The sequence below is a fragment of the Ferrovibrio sp. genome, assembly GCF_019636075.1.
Taxonomy (GTDB): domain Bacteria; phylum Pseudomonadota; class Alphaproteobacteria; order Ferrovibrionales; family Ferrovibrionaceae; genus Ferrovibrio.
Map to the genome: position 1 here is coordinate 1 of NZ_JAHBYG010000015.1, position 15,501 is coordinate 15,501.

Sequence of the window (15,501 nt, forward strand, 5' to 3'; positions counted from 1 at the left end):
AAGCCTGGCGTCAGTCACCGACCAGATCGGGCATTCGCCCAGGCTGGCCTTGGCATCCAGAACGCACCGCACGCTATCGCTCATCACACTGTCTCCAACGCTCACACAGTTTCCAACAGCTGGGCCACATGCTCGCCGATCGCCAGCGAAGCGGTGAGGCCCGGGCTTTCAATACCGAACAGATTGACCAAGCCGAGCGCATTATGTTGATCCGCGCCCTGGATCACGAAATCTTCCGCCTTGCCGCCGGCACGACTGAGTTTGGGGCGAATGCCGGAATAGCCGGGCTGGATGGCGCCATCGGGCAAGCCGGGCCAATAGCGCCGCACGGCGGCATAGAATTTTTCGCCGCGCGTCGAGTCCACCGCATAGGCGAAGCTGCCATCGGCATTGCGTTCGATCCATTCCACATCGGGGCCGAAGCGCATCTGCCCGCCGAGATCGATGGTGACATGGGTGCCCAATCCGCCCGGCTCGGGTACCGGGTAGATCAGCCGCGAAAACGGCGGCTTGATGCCGGATAGCACGAAGTAATTGCCCTTGGCATAGAAGCTGGGCGGCACGCTGCCTGCGCGCAATCCCTCGATACGGGCAGCCACATCCTGGGCAAGCAGGCCGGCGGCATTCACCAGCAGCTTGCAGCGCAGTTGCATCGGCGCCTCGCCGCCGGTCTCGATCTCGAAGCCGCCGCCTTGCAGCGCGCGCCCGCGCAGGATCGGGCTGTTCAGCGCCAGCATGGCGCCATGCGCTTCCGCCTCGCCCAGATAGGCCAGCATCAGGCCATGGCTGTCGATAATACCGGTGGAGGGCGAAAGCAGCGCGCCCGTGCAATGCAAGTGCGGCTCCAGCGCGATGGCCTCATCCGCGCTCAGCCAGCGCAGATCCAGCACGCCATTGGCTTCCGCCTTGGCCTTCAGCGCCTGCAACTCGGCGATCTGGCTGTCATCGGTGGCCACGATCAGCTTGCCGCAGCGCCGCGCCTCCACGCCGCGTTGCTGGCAATAGGCATACAAAGCCTCGCGCCCGGCCACGCAAAACCGCGCCTTCAGGCTGTCCTTGGCATAATAGATGCCGGCATGGATCACTTCGGAATTGCGCGACGAGGTTTCGGTGCCGAAGGCGTCGGCGGCTTCCAGGATCACCACCTCGCGGCCCTGCCGGGCCAGGCTGCGCGCCACCGCCAGCCCCACCACGCCGGCCCCGATCACCAGGCATTCCACGCTATCCATTGCATTCCTCGGAGATACTGCAAGGCCGCAGTTTGCGGGCTGTGGCCCGTGGCTGCAACCCGCCAAAAGCGGGACAGCCGGAGGCCTCGCCGGGCGGGGCCACGAATCTTTTGCTTTCCTGCCGGCCGGCCCTGACTGGGGCTTGACTTGGGGGGCGGCTTTCCGTATCACACCGCCCTCGACCGGCCCTATAGGCCGGCCATGCCCAGGTGGCGGAATTGGTAGACGCGCTAGCTTCAGGTGCTAGTGACCGAAAGGTCGTGTAAGTTCGAGTCTTATCCTGGGCACCATTTCCGAAGACGATAGATTTTCCTTTCAGCCTGGCGGCTTTCCCCATGGCCATTCATCTGCATCAGGGCGATCTGCCCGACGGTCTCGATCTTGGCGCCTCGGTGGCGGTGGATACCGAGACCATGGGTTTGCGCACGGCGCGCGACCGGCTTTGCCTGGTGCAGCTTTCCAATGGCGATGGTTCGGCCCATCTGGTGCGCTTCGGTGCCGGCTTGGGGTATGCCGCGCCGAATTTGAAGCGCCTGCTGGCCGATCCCAAAGTGCTGAAGCTGTTCCATTTCGCGCGCTTCGATCTGGCCGCCATCAAGCATTATCTCGGTGTGGATTGCCGGCCGGTTTATTGCACTCGCACCGCCTCGCGCCTGGTGCGCACCTTCACCGACCGCCATGGCCTGAAAGATCTCTGCCGCGACCTGATCGGGGTGGAAATCTCCAAGCAGGAGCAAAGCTCGGATTGGGGCGCGCCGCTGCTCAGCGAGGCGCAGCAGCGCTATGCGGCCTCCGATGTGCTGCATCTGCATCGCCTGAAAGAGGTGCTGGACGGCATGCTGGCCCGCGAGGGCCGGACCGAGCTGGCCCAGGCCTGTTTCGATTTCCTGCCCGCCCGGGCGGCGCTGGACCTGGCCGGCTGGCCGGACGAGGATATTTTCGCCCATTGAGGCGAAATCCCCAAAAATCCAAAGACTTGGCCCCGGCTGCCGGGCGCTGTGGAAAATCGCCGCAAACGGTGTCGCAACCCGGTCTGGCGGTTTGCAATTTCGGCCCGGCTTGACCATACTCCGGCCATAAGTTGGCACGAATCTTGTTAGGGAACCGCACCCGCGTGGGTATGTCCAAGCGTAAAACCGTCTCAGTGGCTGGCGCAAAGCCGGCCGGAAAGCGCCGTACATCCGCTAAAACCGCGCCGCCTGCGAAGGCAGCGGTGAATGACGATGTGCGCGTGGCACGCCGTGTGCTGCTTACCGAGGCCAACGGCCTGGCGGCGTTGGCGGCTGCGCTGGATGGCGGTTTCACCCGGGCGGTGGATGTGCTGGCGCGGGTGGGCGGCGAGGGCGCCTATGCCCGCGTGATCGTTTCCGGCATGGGCAAGTCCGGCCATGTGGCGCGCAAGATCGCCGCCACCATGGCCTCCACCGGCACGCCATCCATGTTCGTGCATCCGGGCGAGGCCAGCCATGGCGATCTGGGCATGGTGATGCCCGGCGATACGCTGATCTGCCTGTCCAATTCCGGCGAAACCAAAGAGCTGGCCGACCTGATCGCCCATGCCAAGCGTTTCGCCATTCCGCTGATCGGTATCACCGCAGGCGCGCGCTCGGCGCTGGGCCAGGCCAGCGATGTGCTGCTGCTGCTGCCGCCGGTGCAGGAGGCCTGCTCGATCGGCATGGCGCCCACCACATCCACCACGATGATGCTGGCTTTGGGCGATGCGCTGGCGGTGGCGTTGCTGGAACGCAAGGGCTTCACGCGCGAGGATTTCCACGGCTTCCATCCCGGCGGCAAGCTGGGCAGCCAGTTGGTGAAGGTGAAGGATCTGATGCATACCGGCGCCGCCATGCCGCTGGTGCCGCTGGGCACCGGCATGCGCGAGGCCCTGGTGCAGATGACCGGCCGCAGCTTCGGCTGCATCGGCATCGTGGGCAGGCAGGGGCGCGACAAGGGCCGGCTGCTGGGCATCGTCACCGATGGCGATCTGCGCCGCCATATCCAGGGCGATCTGCTGTCGCGCAAGGTGGAAGACGTGATGACGCGTTCGCCCGCCACCATCACGCCCAATCAGCTTGGCGTGGAAGCTTTGCGCGAGATGAACAAGCGCCGCATCATGGCCTTCTTCGCGGTGGAGAATGGCCGGCCGGTGGGCATCCTGCATATGCACGATTGCGTGCGGGCGGGAATCACATGACGGCGGAGCCTGGCAACACCATTCCGGCGGCGGCCTCGGGAGAGGACGGCGCTGGCGTGCGTGCACGCCTGGCGCAGAATTTCGGCCAAAGCATCAAACAGCCCAAGCAGCGCCGCGGTTTCGTGCGCTTCATGAAATTCGTGCTGCCGCTTTGCGCCGTGGCGCTGGTGGGCGTGATGGCTGCCTGGCCGCAGCTAACCCGCCGCGAGGGCGGTTTCCGGCTGTCGTATTCCAGCATCGAAACCCAGGAACTGGCGCTGGTGATGAACAATCCGCGCTTTCGCGGCATCGACGGCAAGGGCCAGCCCTATGTGGTGACCGCCGATCGCGCGGTGCAGGATGCCGACGATGCCAAGCAGGTGACCATGGATAACGTGGCCGCCGATATCGCACTCACCGATGGCGGCTGGCTCTCGCTCACGGCCAAGACCGGCCTGTACCACGATGTTTCCAAGCTGCTGACGCTGCATGGCGATATCAACGTGTTCGGCGATCGCGGCTATGAATTCCACGGCCTGGTGGCCGAGGTGGATCTCAATGCCGGCACGGTGGCCAGCGACGACAAGGTGTGGGGCCATACCGGCCTGGGGGCGATCCGCGCCAATGGCATCCGGGTTTACGACAAAGGCAAAACCATCGTCTTCATCAATGGCGTGAAAACCACGCTCCATCCGCGCGGCCAATCGGGATGAACGCAATGCCCCATCTATTCCGCTGCCTCGTTGCTGCTGCCTCGCTCACCGCCTTCGGCGCGGTGTCTGCATCGGCACAGATGAATCTCGGCAACCGGCAGAATAACAACCAGCCGATCGAAATTGCTTCCGACACCCTGGAAGTGTTCCAGGATCGCCAGCTTGCCATCTTCAAAGGCAATGTGGATGTGGTGCAGGGCGATATGCGGCTGCGCTCGGACGAGCTTTACGTACATTACCGCGACAACAACCAGGGCAATGCGCAGGCCAGCCAGCAGCGCGGGCAGCAGGCCGGGCAGCAGGCCGGGCAGCAGCGCGCCAATGCCCCCGCGCAACAGCGGCCCGCGCAGCAGCAGGCTGGCGGCGGCGGTTCTGGTGCTGGGGCTGGCGGGCCCGATATGGGCGCCATCACCCGGATCGAGGCCAAGGGCAAGGTGTTCATCTCCTCGCCCACCGAACAGGCCCAGGGCACCTATGCCGATTACGACGTGCAGAAGAAACTGGTGGTGATGCGCGGCGATGTGCTGCTGACGCAGAAAGGCAGCGTATTGCGCTGTGATGTGGTGACCATGCAGCAGGATACCGGCAAGAGCACCTGCACCGCGCCGGCCGGTGGCCGCGTGCGCGGCGTTTTCCAATCGGGTGCGCAATGATCGCGCCCATCGGTGGTGGCAATACGGGCGGGTCCAATTCAGGTGGGCCCAGTTCAGGTGGGCCCAGTTCAGGTGGGCCACGCCTGGTGGCTGAAAATCCCAATGTGGGCCTGGCCGCCCATCGCCTGGGCAAAAGCTTCAAGAAGCGCCCGGTGCTGCGCGATGTGTCGCTGAGCGTGCAGCGCGGCGAGGCGGTGGGCCTGCTGGGGCCCAACGGCGCCGGCAAGACCACCTGCTTCTATATCATCACCGGGCTGATCACCGCCGATCACGGCTCGATCACCCTGGATGGCGCCGATATCACCGGGCTGCCGATGTATCGCCGCGCGCGGCTTGGCATGGGCTATCTGCCGCAGGAAGCCTCGATCTTTCGCGGTCTCACCGTGGAACAGAATATCCGTGCCGTGCTGGAACTGGTGGAATCCGAGCCGGACAAGCGCGATGCCGCGCTGGAAGATCTGCTGGCGGAATTTTCCATCAGCCACCTGCGCCGCACGCCGGCGCTGGCGCTTTCGGGCGGCGAGCGGCGGCGTTGCGAAATCGCCCGTGCACTGGCCACGCGCCCCGGCTTCATGCTGATGGACGAACCGCTGGCCGGCATCGACCCGATTGCGGTGGGCGAAATCCGCGAATTGGTGTCGCATCTCAAGGATCGCGGCATCGGCGTGCTGATCACCGATCACAATGTGCGCGAAACCCTCGATCTGATCGACCGGGCCTATATCCTGCATGATGGCAAGGTGCTGATGGAGGGCTCGCCCAACGAGATCGTGGCCGATGAAAACGTGCGCCGGGTGTATCTCGGCGAACGCTTTAGCTGGTAGGGGGTAGCGGCGGATGGCTATCGGCCCCCGCCTGGAATTACGCCAGGGCCAAGCCCTGGTGATGACGCCGCAATTGCAGCAGGCGATAAAGCTGCTGCAATTATCCAATCTCGAACTCACCACCTATGTGGAACAGGAACTCGAGCGCAATCCGCTGCTGGAGCGGCTGGATGGCGAGGGCGGCGGCGAGGATGGGCGCGACCCCTTCGAGGTGACCGAGGGCGAACCCGATGCCGCGCGCCTGGATCTTGGCAGCGATGCCAGCGTGGGCGCCGCCAATGAGGCCATCGACGCCGATCACGACAACACCTTCACCAACGATAGCGCGATGGATGCGGTGGTGGATGGCTATGTCGGCAGCGGCGACAGCCCGATGCAGGGGCGCGGCGGCGACATGCGTTTCGAGGATGGCGAATCCTCGCTGGAGCAGACCCTCTCCGAACAGCTTTCGTTGCGCGACCATGCGCAGGAGCAATGGCGCCTGATCCCGGTTTCGGCCACCGACCGGCTGATCGGCCAGGCGCTGATCGACAGCCTGGACGAGGCCGGCTATCTCACCGAGCCGTTGGCCGAACTGGCCGAGCGCCTGGGCGCGCCGGAAGCGGCGGTGGAAGCGGTGCTTGCGAAATTGCAGACCATCGAGCCGGTGGGTGTGTTCGCCCGCAGCCTGAAGGAATGCCTGGCGCTGCAATTGCGCGACCGCGACCGGCTCGATCCCGCCATGCAGGCCTTGCTGGATCACCTGGAATTGCTGGCCAAGCGCGATATTCCCGGCCTGTTGAAAATCTGCGGCGTCGATCAGGAAGACCTGACCGACATGATCAAGGAAATCCGCGCGCTGAACCCCAAGCCCGGCCTGATGTTCGGCGGCGAGCCGGTGCAGACCTTGATCCCCGATGTATTCGTGCGGCGCGGGCCGGATGGCGCCTGGCTGGTGGAATTGAACAACGACACCCTGCCGCGCGTGCTGGTGAATACCCGCTATTACGCCAAGGTGGCGCGTTCGGCCAAGCAGGGCGGCAACGGCGCGGGCAATGGCAGCACTGACAAGGAACGCGAGAAGGCCACCAAGACCTATCTTTCCGATTGCCTGAATTCGGCCAACTGGCTGGTGAAGTCGCTGGATCAGCGCGCGCAGACGATTCTGAAGGTGGCCAGCGAGATCGTGCGCCAGCAGGAAGCCTTTCTGCGCCTGGGCGTGGACCATCTGAAACCGCTGAATCTGAAATCGGTGGCGGAAGCCATCGAGATGCATGAAAGCACGGTCAGCCGCGTTACGTCGAACAAGACTATCGCCACGCCGCGCGGCATTTTTGAAATGAAGTATTTCTTTACCGCTTCCATTGGCGCCACGGATGGTGGAGATAGTTTCTCCGCCGAGGCCATCCGCCATCGCATCAAGGATCTGATCGATAGCGAGAGTGCCGAGGATGTGTTGTCGGATGACAAGATCGTGGAAATCCTTGCCGGCAAGGGCGTGGATATCGCCCGCCGCACGGTTGCGAAATACCGCGAGGCGATGAATATCTCCTCGTCGGTGGAGCGCCGCCGGCTGAAGAAGGCAGGATTGCTTCCGGTCGGCTGAAACCGTGGCATTCGAGGGGTTGGCATGTCGGATATGGAACGGCTGTTTGAGAATAACCGGGCCTGGGCGATCGGCAAGCTGAAGGCCGATCCGGGTTTTTTCGATCGTCTTACCGCGCAGCAGAATCCGGATTTCCTGTGGATCGGCTGTGCCGATAGCCGGGTGCCGGCCAATGAAATCTGCGGCCTCGATCCGGGCGAGCTGTTCGTGCATCGCAATGTCGCCAACCTGGTGCACCCTGCGGACATGAACTGTCTGGCAGTGCTGCAATATGCGGTCGAGTTCCTCAAGGTGAAGCATATCATCGTGACCGGCCATTATGGCTGCGGCGGCGTGCGCGCGGCGATGCGGCCCGAGCAGCTTGGTCTGATCGATCATTGGTTGCGGCCGATCCGCGATATCTACGAGAAAAACCGCGACGACCTGGATGCCATCATTGATGAATACAAGCGCCTCAACCTGATGTGCGAACTCAATGTGCGCGAGCAGGTGATCAATGTGGCAAAGACCACCATCGTGCAGAATGCCTGGAGCCGTGGCCAGCCGCTGAAGGTGCATGGCTGGGTTTACGGCATCTCCAATGGCCTGGTGCGCGACATGGAGTGCACGGTGGATGGCCCCGAACGCCTCGAGGCGATTCACCGCACCTTGCCCAGCAAACCTTAACGTCTGCCGCGCGCTCAATATTAACCACGCCAGTTCAATGCTTTAGCCTGCGTTGACAGGGGGCGGCAGCTTCTCTATGGTCCGCCCCCGCCGCATCCTTCCGGCGTGCAAACGATCTTGCAGATAGGGCTTGGCGTTACAATATTGTTTCCAGGCAACATCGGTGTAGGATCGTGCCCAGTGGGATTATTGAACCGCACCGAACGTATAAATCGGATAACGGCTGATCATGAAAATCCTTATCTCGGGTAAGCAGGTGGATCTTGGCGATGCGTTGCGCAGCCATGTCACCGAAAAACTAAACGCCGCGATCACCAAGTATATGGAAAATGCCGTAGAGGCAGGCGTTGTATTCAGCCGGGAAGGCAGCATGTACCGCTGCCATTGCTCGGTGCATGTCGGCACCAATATCGACATGCAGGCCGATGCCGAGGACGCGGAAATCTATGCCAGTTTCGATCTGGCGCTGGAGAAACTCGCCAAGCAGGTTCGGCGCGACAAGCGCAAGCGCCGCAATCATCACGCCGGCAAACCCGGACTCGTCGAGCAGGATTGAAAAATCCTGCCTGTCCGTCAGCCGCGGAGGCTACCCATCCATGGAAATTCACGATCTGCTGAGTGCCGATGGCGTCATCGCCAATCTCAAGGCCAACAGCAAGAAGCAGGCCTTGCAGGAACTGGCGGCGCGCGCGGCGCGCATCACCGGCCTGCATGAGCGGCAGATTTTCGATACCCTGCTGGAGCGCGAGCGGCTGGGCACCACCGGCGTGGGCAATGGCATTGCCATTCCGCATGGCCGGCTGGGCGGCCTGAACAAGCTGCATGGCCTGTTCGCCCGCGTGGAGCGCCCGATCGATTTCGATTCCATCGACGAAATGCCGGTGGATCTGATGTTCCTGCTGCTGGCGCCGGAATCCGCCGGCGCGGATCATCTGAAGGCACTGGCCCGGGTTTCGCGTCTGCTGCGCGACAAGACCATGTGCGAGAAGCTGCGCGGCGCCGATGGCGCCGATGCGATCTTCGCCCTGCTCACCGACACCCCGGCCAGCCACGCGGCTTGAGCCGCGCCCTGACCCATAGCACGCGGCTCAAGCCGCATGGCGGGGCGGCTCAAGCCGCATGACGGGGCGGCAGGATCACCTCACTGAATGCTGACCGGCTGCAATTCGTGCTGGAGTGCTGCGGCGAAGGCAAGCTCGCGTTCCGGCGCCACGCCGAGCGGCTGGCCGCTGGCGGAGAAGATGCCGAAGGCGGCGCCTTCCGGGGTTTCGATCGGCCGCACATAAGCCAGCACCGGAGCGCCGAGATTGGCGAAATCCTCCGGCGAGAGCTGGATGGCGGAATTCTTGAAAACATGGTCGGGCATGACTGCCTCCTTTACGCGACACAGGTACGTTTACTGGGCCCTGATTGCTCAGCGGCCATTCACCCGCGACCGGTATTGACACCGAGCGGCCCGTCTTCGGCGCCGCCATCGCGAATCTTGATCTGACGAATCTGTTGCTGCGGTTTCGGCCGGATCAGGTCGATATGCAGCAGGCCATTGGCCAGGCTGGCGCCCGTTACCTCGATCCCCTCGGCCAGTACGAATACGCGCTGGAATTGCCGGGCCGCGATGCCGCGATGCACATACACGCGGTCCTTGTCGTCGGCCTGCTTGCCGCGCAGGATCAACTGGTTGTCTTCAACCAAAACGCTCAGGTCGTTCATGGTGAAGCCGGCCACGGCCAGGGTGATGCGCAGGCCGTCTTCGCCGGTCTGCTCGATGTTATAGGGGGGATAACCATCGCTGCCGGCTTTGCCGGCACGTTCGATCATGCGTTCCATGTGATCGAAGCCCAACAGCAGCGGGCTGGAAAACAGCGACAGGCGCGACATGGATAAACCCCTTGTGAAAGCGAGTTCCGATTGCCGGGGCCCAAAAGGCACCCCGCCATGCATAATGACATGGGGTGTCCGCCCTTGCGGTTCAAGCCCCATCCCGGCAGGATACGGGCACGAAGATTCAACGCTTTGCTTCAAAGGTTTGCAGGGAGGAATTGGCAGTGGGCGGACAGGGTGCGGCAATCGATACCGTGGCAGTCATCGGCGCCGGCGCCATGGGGCGTGGCATTGCCCAGGTGAGCATCCAGGGTGGCATGAATGTGCTGCTGTTCGATGCCATGAATGGTGCCGCCGCCAAGGCAGCCGAGGCGATCAAGGCGCAGCTCGATAGCCTGGTGGCCAAGGGCCGCTTGCCTGCCGCCGATGCCGATGCCGCCAAGGCCCGGCTGGCGGTGGCCGACAGCCTGGAAGCATTGGCGCCCGCCGATTTGGCGGTGGAAGCCATTATCGAAAATCTCGCCGTGAAGCAGGAATTGTTCGGCAAGCTGGAAGCCATCCTGCGCCCCGATGCGCTGCTGGCCACCAACACCTCGTCGCTGCGCATCGCCTCGATCGCGCGCAGCTGCAAGCATCGCGAACGCATTGCCGGGCTGCATTTCTTCAACCCGGTGCCGCTGATGAAGCTGGTGGAAGTGATCCGCGCGCCCGCCACATCGGATGCCACCATCGCCGCGCTGGTGAAGGTGGGCGAACGCATGGGGCGCGTCCCCGTGGTGGTGCAGGATAGCCCGGGCTTCCTGGTCAATCTGGGCGGCAGGGCCTATACCCAGGAAGCCTTGCGCATCGTATCGGAAGGCGTGGCCACGCCGGCCCAGGTGGATGCGGTGATGCGCGATGTGTGGGGCTTCCGGATGGGGCCGTTCGAGTTGATGGATCTCACCGGCATGGATGTGAATTTCCCGGTCAGCCAGATCATCCATGAAGGCTATTTCTACGATCGCCGCCTGGCCACATCGCCGCTGCATCAATCCATGGCGGAGAGCGGCCAGTTCGGCCGCAAGAGCGGGCAGGGCTTTTTCCGCTATGGCGAGGGCGGCAAGGGCGAGGTTCCCAGTGCCGACGCGGTATCCGAATCCGCGCCCATCACCAAGGTGGCGCTGGCCGAGGATGACGATGCGCTGGCCGAATTGCTGCGCGGCCTGGGTTTCGAGGTATCGGGCTTCGACGATGGCCAGAGCCCCATTCTCTGCGCGCCGTTGGGCGAGGATATCTCGTCCTACGCGGCGCGGCGCGGCTTCGATCACCGCCGGCTGTTCGGCCTCGATCTGACCGGCCGCACCGATCAGCGCCTCACCCTGATGCAGGCGCCGGGCGCGGTGCGTGCCTTGCGCGATGGCCTGGTGGCGCAATTCATCGCTGCCGGACGCAAGGTCTGCACGATTTTAGATTCGCCGGGTTTCATCGCCCAGCGCATCGCCGCCATGGTGGCCAATCTGGGCTGCGAAATGGCGCAGATCCGCGTGGCCTCGCCCGCCGATATCGACAAGGGCATGATGCTGGGCCTGAATTATCCGCTGGGCCCGCTGGCGCTTACCGATCGGATCGGCCCTGGCGCGGTGCTGGAGATTCTCAGCCAGCTGCAAAGCATCACCGGCGATGATCGCTATCGGCCCAGCCTGTGGCTGCGCCGTCGCGCCCAGCTCGGCTTGTCGGCGCTGACGGAGGATTGAGCCTAGCCCGCGCGCAGGCGCAGGAACGGCACCGGCTGATCGAAGCCTTTCAATTCGGCGCTTTCGGCCCGGGCGTTGCGGTCCTTCAACAGCGGCTGCACGGCAGGGTCTTGCGCCAGGGCTTCGGATAGCACGATCTCGCCGCCGCGGCTCTTGCCTTGCAGGCGGGCGGCAAGGTTCACCGTGGAGCCGAAATAATCCAGGCGGTTGTTCAAATTCACCGCGATGCAGCGGCCGGCATGCAGGCCCATTTTCAGGATCACCGCCTCGGTCACCGGCTTGCCTTCGCGTGCGGTCTTGATGTGGTATTTGCGGTTCAGCTTGTCGATACCGCCCTGCACCGCCAGTGCGGCACGCACCGCCTGGGCCGGATCGGCAAAGGCTGCCATCACCGCATCGCCGATGGTTTTCACCAGTGCGCCATCGTAATCGCGCACCACTTCGGCCAGATAGGCGAAATGCCGGCGCACCATGCGATAGGCGGCGCCATCGCCCATGCGCTCATACAGCGCGGTCGAGCCTTCCAGATCGGTGAACATCAAAGTCACATGATCGATGCCCACATCCTCGCCGGGATGCAGCACCTGCTCGGGCAGCAGATCGCGGAAGGCCTGCAGGGTGGTCACTTCATGGGCGGTCAGTGCATCGCGGCGCCATTCGCGGCTTTCGATCACCAGCGACAGCATGCGGCGGCTTTCATTCACCATGCGCACCTGGCCATCGGGGGCCGGCGCCCCGGGCGTGACGCCGAAGCTTTCGCCATCATCGGCGGCCATGATGGCCGGAAATGCGCCGCCCAGGTGATGGATGATGCTCTCGCCGCCCGGCTGCAGCGCGCGGATACGGTATTCACCCGCCGGCAGGTCGGCTTCCACCAGCCGGGTTTCGCCCGGCGCCAGATGCTGCTGCACGCAGATATGGCGCGACACATGCGGACCGCCCATGCAGAATTCGCCCAGGCTCAGCGGCCGCAGACTGGCTGCCGGCTGGAACGAGATTTCCACATTGCGGGTGAAGTCGCGTTCGTAATCGATGTTGCAGGATGGGCAATGGGCGCCGCGCGGCAGCTTGTCCAGCGTTGCCAGCTGGGTCTTGGCCCCGCCGCAGCGTGGGCAGAGCAGGTTCCAGCTCATGGTGAGCAGGCCGCGCCGCGTGGCATCCAGGCAGAGTTCCACGACATTGCGCAACGGCGCATGCCAGGCTTCCGCCAGCCGGCGCGGGCGCAGCCGGATGAGATCCACTTCCTGCGCGGTGGAAATCGTTTCGGCCAGCCTGCCGGCCAGGCCATGGGCATAATCCCCGGCGGCCAGTTCGTTGCTCAAGGCTTGCAGGCGTTCGGTCGCGCCGGGCGGCGGCGCGGGCGGTTGATAATCGAACACCAGCGGACGCAGGCCGCGTGCGTGATCGGCGGCCTGTCGTACCATCGTCTCGATGGCGGCGCCGGATTTGCGCAGCAGGCCGGTGAGAATCAGAAAGCGCCCGAGCAAGCCGCGCGGCGCCACATGGATCGTGTAGGTCAGCTTGCTGGCCGCATCGCCATCCGGTTCGATCAGCAGGTCGATGCCGAAATAGGCCAGCGGCCCACGCTCGAATAGCCGCATGTTGCGGAAGCTGCGCCCGGCCACCCATTCATAGGGCCGGTCGTCCCATTCCACCTTCACGCCCTTGTAATCGGCGCGGGCATGGCGGCGCACCGAACCATCGGGTTGGGCGATTTCTTCCACGTTATAACGCGGCGTGCCGAGCGCCTCGTTCATCCGCGCTGTATCGGAAAGCAACGGCCAGAGTTCATCCGGCGGCACCGGCAGATGCCAGGTCCAGGTTTGCTCGCGATGGCCAGTGCCTTTGATGGGGGCTTTTCCGGAGACGTTTTCCATGCCGTGACTATAGCACGGCATTTGCCCGCATGCGTGTGAGCGGCGTCACGCTTACTGCTGCGATTGCGCCGCCTGTGGCTGCTGTTGCTGCTGTATCGGAGACGGATTGGCTTCCAGCCGGTCGATCACCTTGTCCAGCCGGTTTTCCGGCGGACGCATCGGCATCGGCGGGTCGGCCAGGGTGCGCGGCGCCGCGGGCAGCGAGCGGCCGGCCAGCAGATAGGGATCGCGGTCGGCATAACAATCCACGCCGCCCAGGCTCTTGAAGCAATGCACTTCGTCGCGGTCGGTGGGTTTGAAGCGCGACACGCAATATTCGCCGGCTTCGAGGATATTGAAGATGCTGCATTCGACATCGTAGCGCTTTTCCACGCGATTGACCGCAACGCCTGCGCCCAGGCCGAGCGCGGCATTGGTGCCGGCATCCGGCAACGGCGACGAACAGGCGCCGAGCAGGGGCAGCAGCATCAGGCAGAACAGGGCGGAGAGGCGATGGCGGGTCATGGCGGTTCTCGCAATGGCGGATAAGCCGTTTCTGGCTTTGCCTTTATAGAGCCATGAATCTGAAATGGCGGTTAAGGAACAGGGTTAAAAAACCCTTAATCCCTCTGCGCCGATCAATTCTTGTCGGGTTGCGCCAGCAGAATGCGGAACGTGGTGCCCAGCGGGCCGGTGCGGGCCAGTTCCAGCTCGCCGCCATGGCCGCGGATCAGTTCGCGCGCGATGGCTAGGCCCAGGCCGGTGCCGCCTTCGCGCGCGCCGCCACGGAAGGGTTCGAACAGATGCAGGCGCGCCGCCTCGCTCAGGCCGGTGCCGGTATCGGCGATTTCGATGGCCACCTGGTTTTCCAACTCGGCGGCATTGATGCGGATTTCGCCGCCCGTGGATGCCGTGGGCGGCATGGCCTGCACGGCATTGCGCAGCAGGTTCATCATCACGCGGTAAAGCTGATCCGGATCGGCATGCACCAGCAGGCCTGGCGGCACGCGGTTTTTCCAGGCGATGTCGTTGCGGTCATGCAGCGCCATGGCGGCGGCCACATCCTCGATCAGGCGGTAAAGCGCCACCGGCTCGGGCTGGGGCGGGCGTTCCTCGGCCTTGCCGTAGCGCAGGGTCTGGGCGCAAAGCGCGATGGCGCGATCCAGGCTGTCCACCAGGCGCGGCACGGTCTGGCGCACGGTGGGGTCGTCGGAAGCCGCCAGGCGGTCGGATACCAATTGCGCCGAGGCCAGCATGTTGCGCAGATCGTGGCTGATCTTGCTCACCGCCACGCCAAGCTGGGCCAGGCGGCCGCGCTGGGTCAGTGCCTGGCGCAGATCGTGCTGCATGCTGCGCAATTCGCGCTCGGCCAGGCCGAGTTCGTCGCTGCGGCCGCTCACCGTGATGATCTGGCGCACATCCTCGGGTGCGGCACGAAAGCCCACGATGGAACGGGTCAGCCGCTGCATCGGCCGCACCAGCAGCCAGCGCAGGCTGAGATAGACCAGCGAAGCCGTGAAGCCCGAGATCACCAGCGACAGCCAGAAGATGCGCACCGAAAAGGCGCGCGCCTCCTGCACCAGCGGCGCGGTGGGCAGCACCACTTCGATCACATTATCCGGATTGTTGGGGGGCGAGCCGATAACGCGGATGAAGGGCTGTACATTGCCGCTCACGGTGGCGACGGCATCCATGATGGCGGTCCACCAATGCCAGTCGTTGAGGTTGAAACTGTCCATCGCCGCCGATAGCGGCTGGCGGTCGGTAAGGATCAGGGCGCGGCTATCGGCATGGCGTTGCGCCACCACACGGGCGCCCACGCCGCGCAGCAGGTCGTCTTCCAGTTCCTCGCTCACCATGGCATCGGGGGCGGCCACCAGCGCCAGGATGGCCAGATTGGCCAGTTCGATACGGGCCTGGAAATATTCCATGCGGAAGCGCGATACCGATGGCAGGTAGATCATCACTTCCGCCAGCATCACGAAGATCACGGTGAGCAGCAGCAGCCGGCGCGACAGGCTGCCGCCCGGCGCGGCCACATGGGCAGGGGGTGCCGCTGCGGTCGTGGCCGGCTGGGTGGAAAGCGTGCTGGGCGGTAGCGTCGTATCGTCCATCTGGCTGTAAAATAAACTGAAAAATCCGGTCTCGGAAGATGCGGGGGGCGTCTCGATTTTGCCGCATTTTACTCTAAACTGCCGCCGTTATGGCCAGTCCAGGCAAGCCAGCCCAGGCAAGCATGCCCAGGCCA

16 protein-coding genes and 1 tRNA gene are annotated in these 15,501 nt (G+C 64.0%); 11 read left to right on the forward strand and 6 right to left on the reverse strand.

The genetic code is table 11. The annotated features are described in order from the left end of the window. Positions 1 to 101: 101 nt before the first annotated feature. Positions 102 to 1,229 carry an NAD(P)/FAD-dependent oxidoreductase gene (locus tag KF827_RS08480; protein WP_291003386.1) on the reverse strand — a complete coding sequence of 376 codons (1,128 nt, stop codon included), beginning with the start codon at positions 1,227 to 1,229 and terminating at the stop codon, positions 102 to 104. Between the two features lie 203 nt (positions 1,230 to 1,432). On the opposite strand from KF827_RS08480, the gene KF827_RS08485 reads away from it, so the two are divergent. The 10 genes from KF827_RS08485 (at position 1,433) to ptsN (ending at position 8,904) form a co-directional block, all read left to right on the forward strand. After that, positions 1,433 to 1,519, forward strand: a tRNA-Leu gene (locus KF827_RS08485). Between the two features lie 45 nt (positions 1,520 to 1,564). Continuing rightward, positions 1,565 to 2,179, forward strand: coding sequence for a ribonuclease D (locus tag KF827_RS08490; protein ID WP_291003389.1), 615 nt, complete (start codon positions 1,565 to 1,567; stop codon positions 2,177 to 2,179). Between the two features lie 263 nt (positions 2,180 to 2,442). Then, entirely contained in the window at positions 2,443 to 3,423 is a 981-nt protein-coding gene (locus KF827_RS08495) for a KpsF/GutQ family sugar-phosphate isomerase (RefSeq protein WP_291003392.1), read from the forward strand. Further along, the gene (gene lptC / locus KF827_RS08500; protein ID WP_291003395.1) at positions 3,420 to 4,115 is read left to right on the forward strand and encodes an LPS export ABC transporter periplasmic protein LptC; all 696 of its coding nucleotides are present in this window, start codon (positions 3,420 to 3,422) and stop codon (positions 4,113 to 4,115) included. Before KF827_RS08495 ends, lptC begins: the two co-directional genes overlap by 4 nt. 5 nt (positions 4,116 to 4,120) lie before the next feature. Then, complete coding sequence (locus tag KF827_RS08505; RefSeq protein ID WP_291003398.1) at positions 4,121 to 4,768, forward strand: LptA/OstA family protein; 648 nt, start codon at positions 4,121 to 4,123, stop codon at positions 4,766 to 4,768. Further along, the gene (gene lptB, locus KF827_RS08510) at positions 4,765 to 5,592 is read left to right on the forward strand and encodes an LPS export ABC transporter ATP-binding protein (RefSeq protein WP_291003401.1); all 828 of its coding nucleotides are present in this window, start codon (positions 4,765 to 4,767) and stop codon (positions 5,590 to 5,592) included. Before KF827_RS08505 ends, lptB begins: the two co-directional genes overlap by 4 nt. A gap of 13 nt (positions 5,593 to 5,605) precedes the next feature. Then, positions 5,606 to 7,177: an RNA polymerase factor sigma-54 gene (gene rpoN, locus KF827_RS08515; RefSeq protein WP_291003404.1), complete on the forward strand. Its 1,572-nt coding sequence runs from the start codon at positions 5,606 to 5,608 to the stop codon at positions 7,175 to 7,177. Positions 7,178 to 7,201: 24 nt separating this feature from the next. Next, a complete protein-coding gene (gene can / locus KF827_RS08520; RefSeq protein WP_291003407.1) occupies positions 7,202 to 7,843 on the forward strand; it encodes a carbonate dehydratase in 642 nt (213 codons plus the stop codon). Positions 7,844 to 8,072: 229 nt separating this feature from the next. Further along, a complete protein-coding gene (gene raiA / locus KF827_RS08525) occupies positions 8,073 to 8,399 on the forward strand; it encodes a ribosome-associated translation inhibitor RaiA (protein WP_291003410.1) in 327 nt (108 codons plus the stop codon). A gap of 40 nt (positions 8,400 to 8,439) precedes the next feature. Beyond that, on the forward strand, positions 8,440 to 8,904 hold the full coding sequence (gene ptsN / locus KF827_RS08530; protein WP_291003413.1) for a PTS IIA-like nitrogen regulatory protein PtsN: 465 nt from the start codon (positions 8,440 to 8,442) through the stop codon (positions 8,902 to 8,904). A gap of 80 nt (positions 8,905 to 8,984) precedes the next feature. Here ptsN and KF827_RS08535 read toward each other — a convergent pair whose 3' ends face one another. After that, the gene (locus tag KF827_RS08535; protein WP_291003416.1) at positions 8,985 to 9,209 is read right to left on the reverse strand and encodes a DUF1150 family protein; all 225 of its coding nucleotides are present in this window, start codon (positions 9,207 to 9,209) and stop codon (positions 8,985 to 8,987) included. 59 nt (positions 9,210 to 9,268) lie between these two features. Next, on the reverse strand, positions 9,269 to 9,721 hold the full coding sequence (locus KF827_RS08540) for an Hsp20 family protein (RefSeq protein ID WP_291003419.1): 453 nt from the start codon (positions 9,719 to 9,721) through the stop codon (positions 9,269 to 9,271). A gap of 167 nt (positions 9,722 to 9,888) precedes the next feature. On the opposite strand from KF827_RS08540, the gene KF827_RS08545 reads away from it, so the two are divergent. Continuing rightward, positions 9,889 to 11,397: a 3-hydroxyacyl-CoA dehydrogenase gene (locus tag KF827_RS08545; RefSeq protein ID WP_291003421.1), complete on the forward strand. Its 1,509-nt coding sequence runs from the start codon at positions 9,889 to 9,891 to the stop codon at positions 11,395 to 11,397. Positions 11,398 to 11,399: 2 nt separating this feature from the next. Here KF827_RS08545 and KF827_RS08550 read toward each other — a convergent pair whose 3' ends face one another. From KF827_RS08550 to KF827_RS08560, 3 genes are all read right to left on the reverse strand, one after another. Further along, a complete protein-coding gene (locus tag KF827_RS08550) occupies positions 11,400 to 13,274 on the reverse strand; it encodes an adenylate/guanylate cyclase domain-containing protein (RefSeq protein ID WP_291003424.1) in 1,875 nt (624 codons plus the stop codon). A 51-nt stretch (positions 13,275 to 13,325) separates the two neighbouring features. Further along, complete coding sequence (locus tag KF827_RS08555; protein WP_291003427.1) at positions 13,326 to 13,778, reverse strand: hypothetical protein; 453 nt, start codon at positions 13,776 to 13,778, stop codon at positions 13,326 to 13,328. 113 nt (positions 13,779 to 13,891) lie between these two features. Next, positions 13,892 to 15,367 carry a HAMP domain-containing sensor histidine kinase gene (locus KF827_RS08560; RefSeq protein ID WP_291003430.1) on the reverse strand — a complete coding sequence of 492 codons (1,476 nt, stop codon included), beginning with the start codon at positions 15,365 to 15,367 and terminating at the stop codon, positions 13,892 to 13,894. Positions 15,368 to 15,501: the final 134 nt, after the last annotated feature.

Bases quoted from the DNA above. Each gene is read 5' to 3' on its own strand.
- rpoN (WP_291003404.1), top strand. From the start codon at position 5,606: ATGGCTATCGGCCCCCGCCTGGAATTACGCCAGGGCCAAGCCCTGGTG.
- lptC (WP_291003395.1), top strand. From the start codon at position 3,420: ATGACGGCGGAGCCTGGCAACACCATTCCGGCGGCGGCCTCGGGAGAG.
- lptB (WP_291003401.1), top strand. From the start codon at position 4,765: ATGATCGCGCCCATCGGTGGTGGCAATACGGGCGGGTCCAATTCAGGT.
- KF827_RS08540 (WP_291003419.1), bottom strand. From the start codon at position 9,721: ATGTCGCGCCTGTCGCTGTTTTCCAGCCCGCTGCTGTTGGGCTTCGAT.
- KF827_RS08535 (WP_291003416.1), bottom strand. From the start codon at position 9,209: ATGCCCGACCATGTTTTCAAGAATTCCGCCATCCAGCTCTCGCCGGAG.
- KF827_RS08505 (WP_291003398.1), top strand. From the start codon at position 4,121: ATGCCCCATCTATTCCGCTGCCTCGTTGCTGCTGCCTCGCTCACCGCC.
- KF827_RS08480 (WP_291003386.1), bottom strand. From the start codon at position 1,229: ATGGATAGCGTGGAATGCCTGGTGATCGGGGCCGGCGTGGTGGGGCTG.
- KF827_RS08560 (WP_291003430.1), bottom strand. From the start codon at position 15,367: ATGGACGATACGACGCTACCGCCCAGCACGCTTTCCACCCAGCCGGCC.
- KF827_RS08490 (WP_291003389.1), top strand. From the start codon at position 1,565: ATGGCCATTCATCTGCATCAGGGCGATCTGCCCGACGGTCTCGATCTT.
- raiA (WP_291003410.1), top strand. From the start codon at position 8,073: ATGAAAATCCTTATCTCGGGTAAGCAGGTGGATCTTGGCGATGCGTTG.
- can (WP_291003407.1), top strand. From the start codon at position 7,202: ATGTCGGATATGGAACGGCTGTTTGAGAATAACCGGGCCTGGGCGATC.
- KF827_RS08555 (WP_291003427.1), bottom strand. From the start codon at position 13,778: ATGACCCGCCATCGCCTCTCCGCCCTGTTCTGCCTGATGCTGCTGCCC.
- ptsN (WP_291003413.1), top strand. From the start codon at position 8,440: ATGGAAATTCACGATCTGCTGAGTGCCGATGGCGTCATCGCCAATCTC.
- KF827_RS08550 (WP_291003424.1), bottom strand. From the start codon at position 13,274: ATGGAAAACGTCTCCGGAAAAGCCCCCATCAAAGGCACTGGCCATCGC.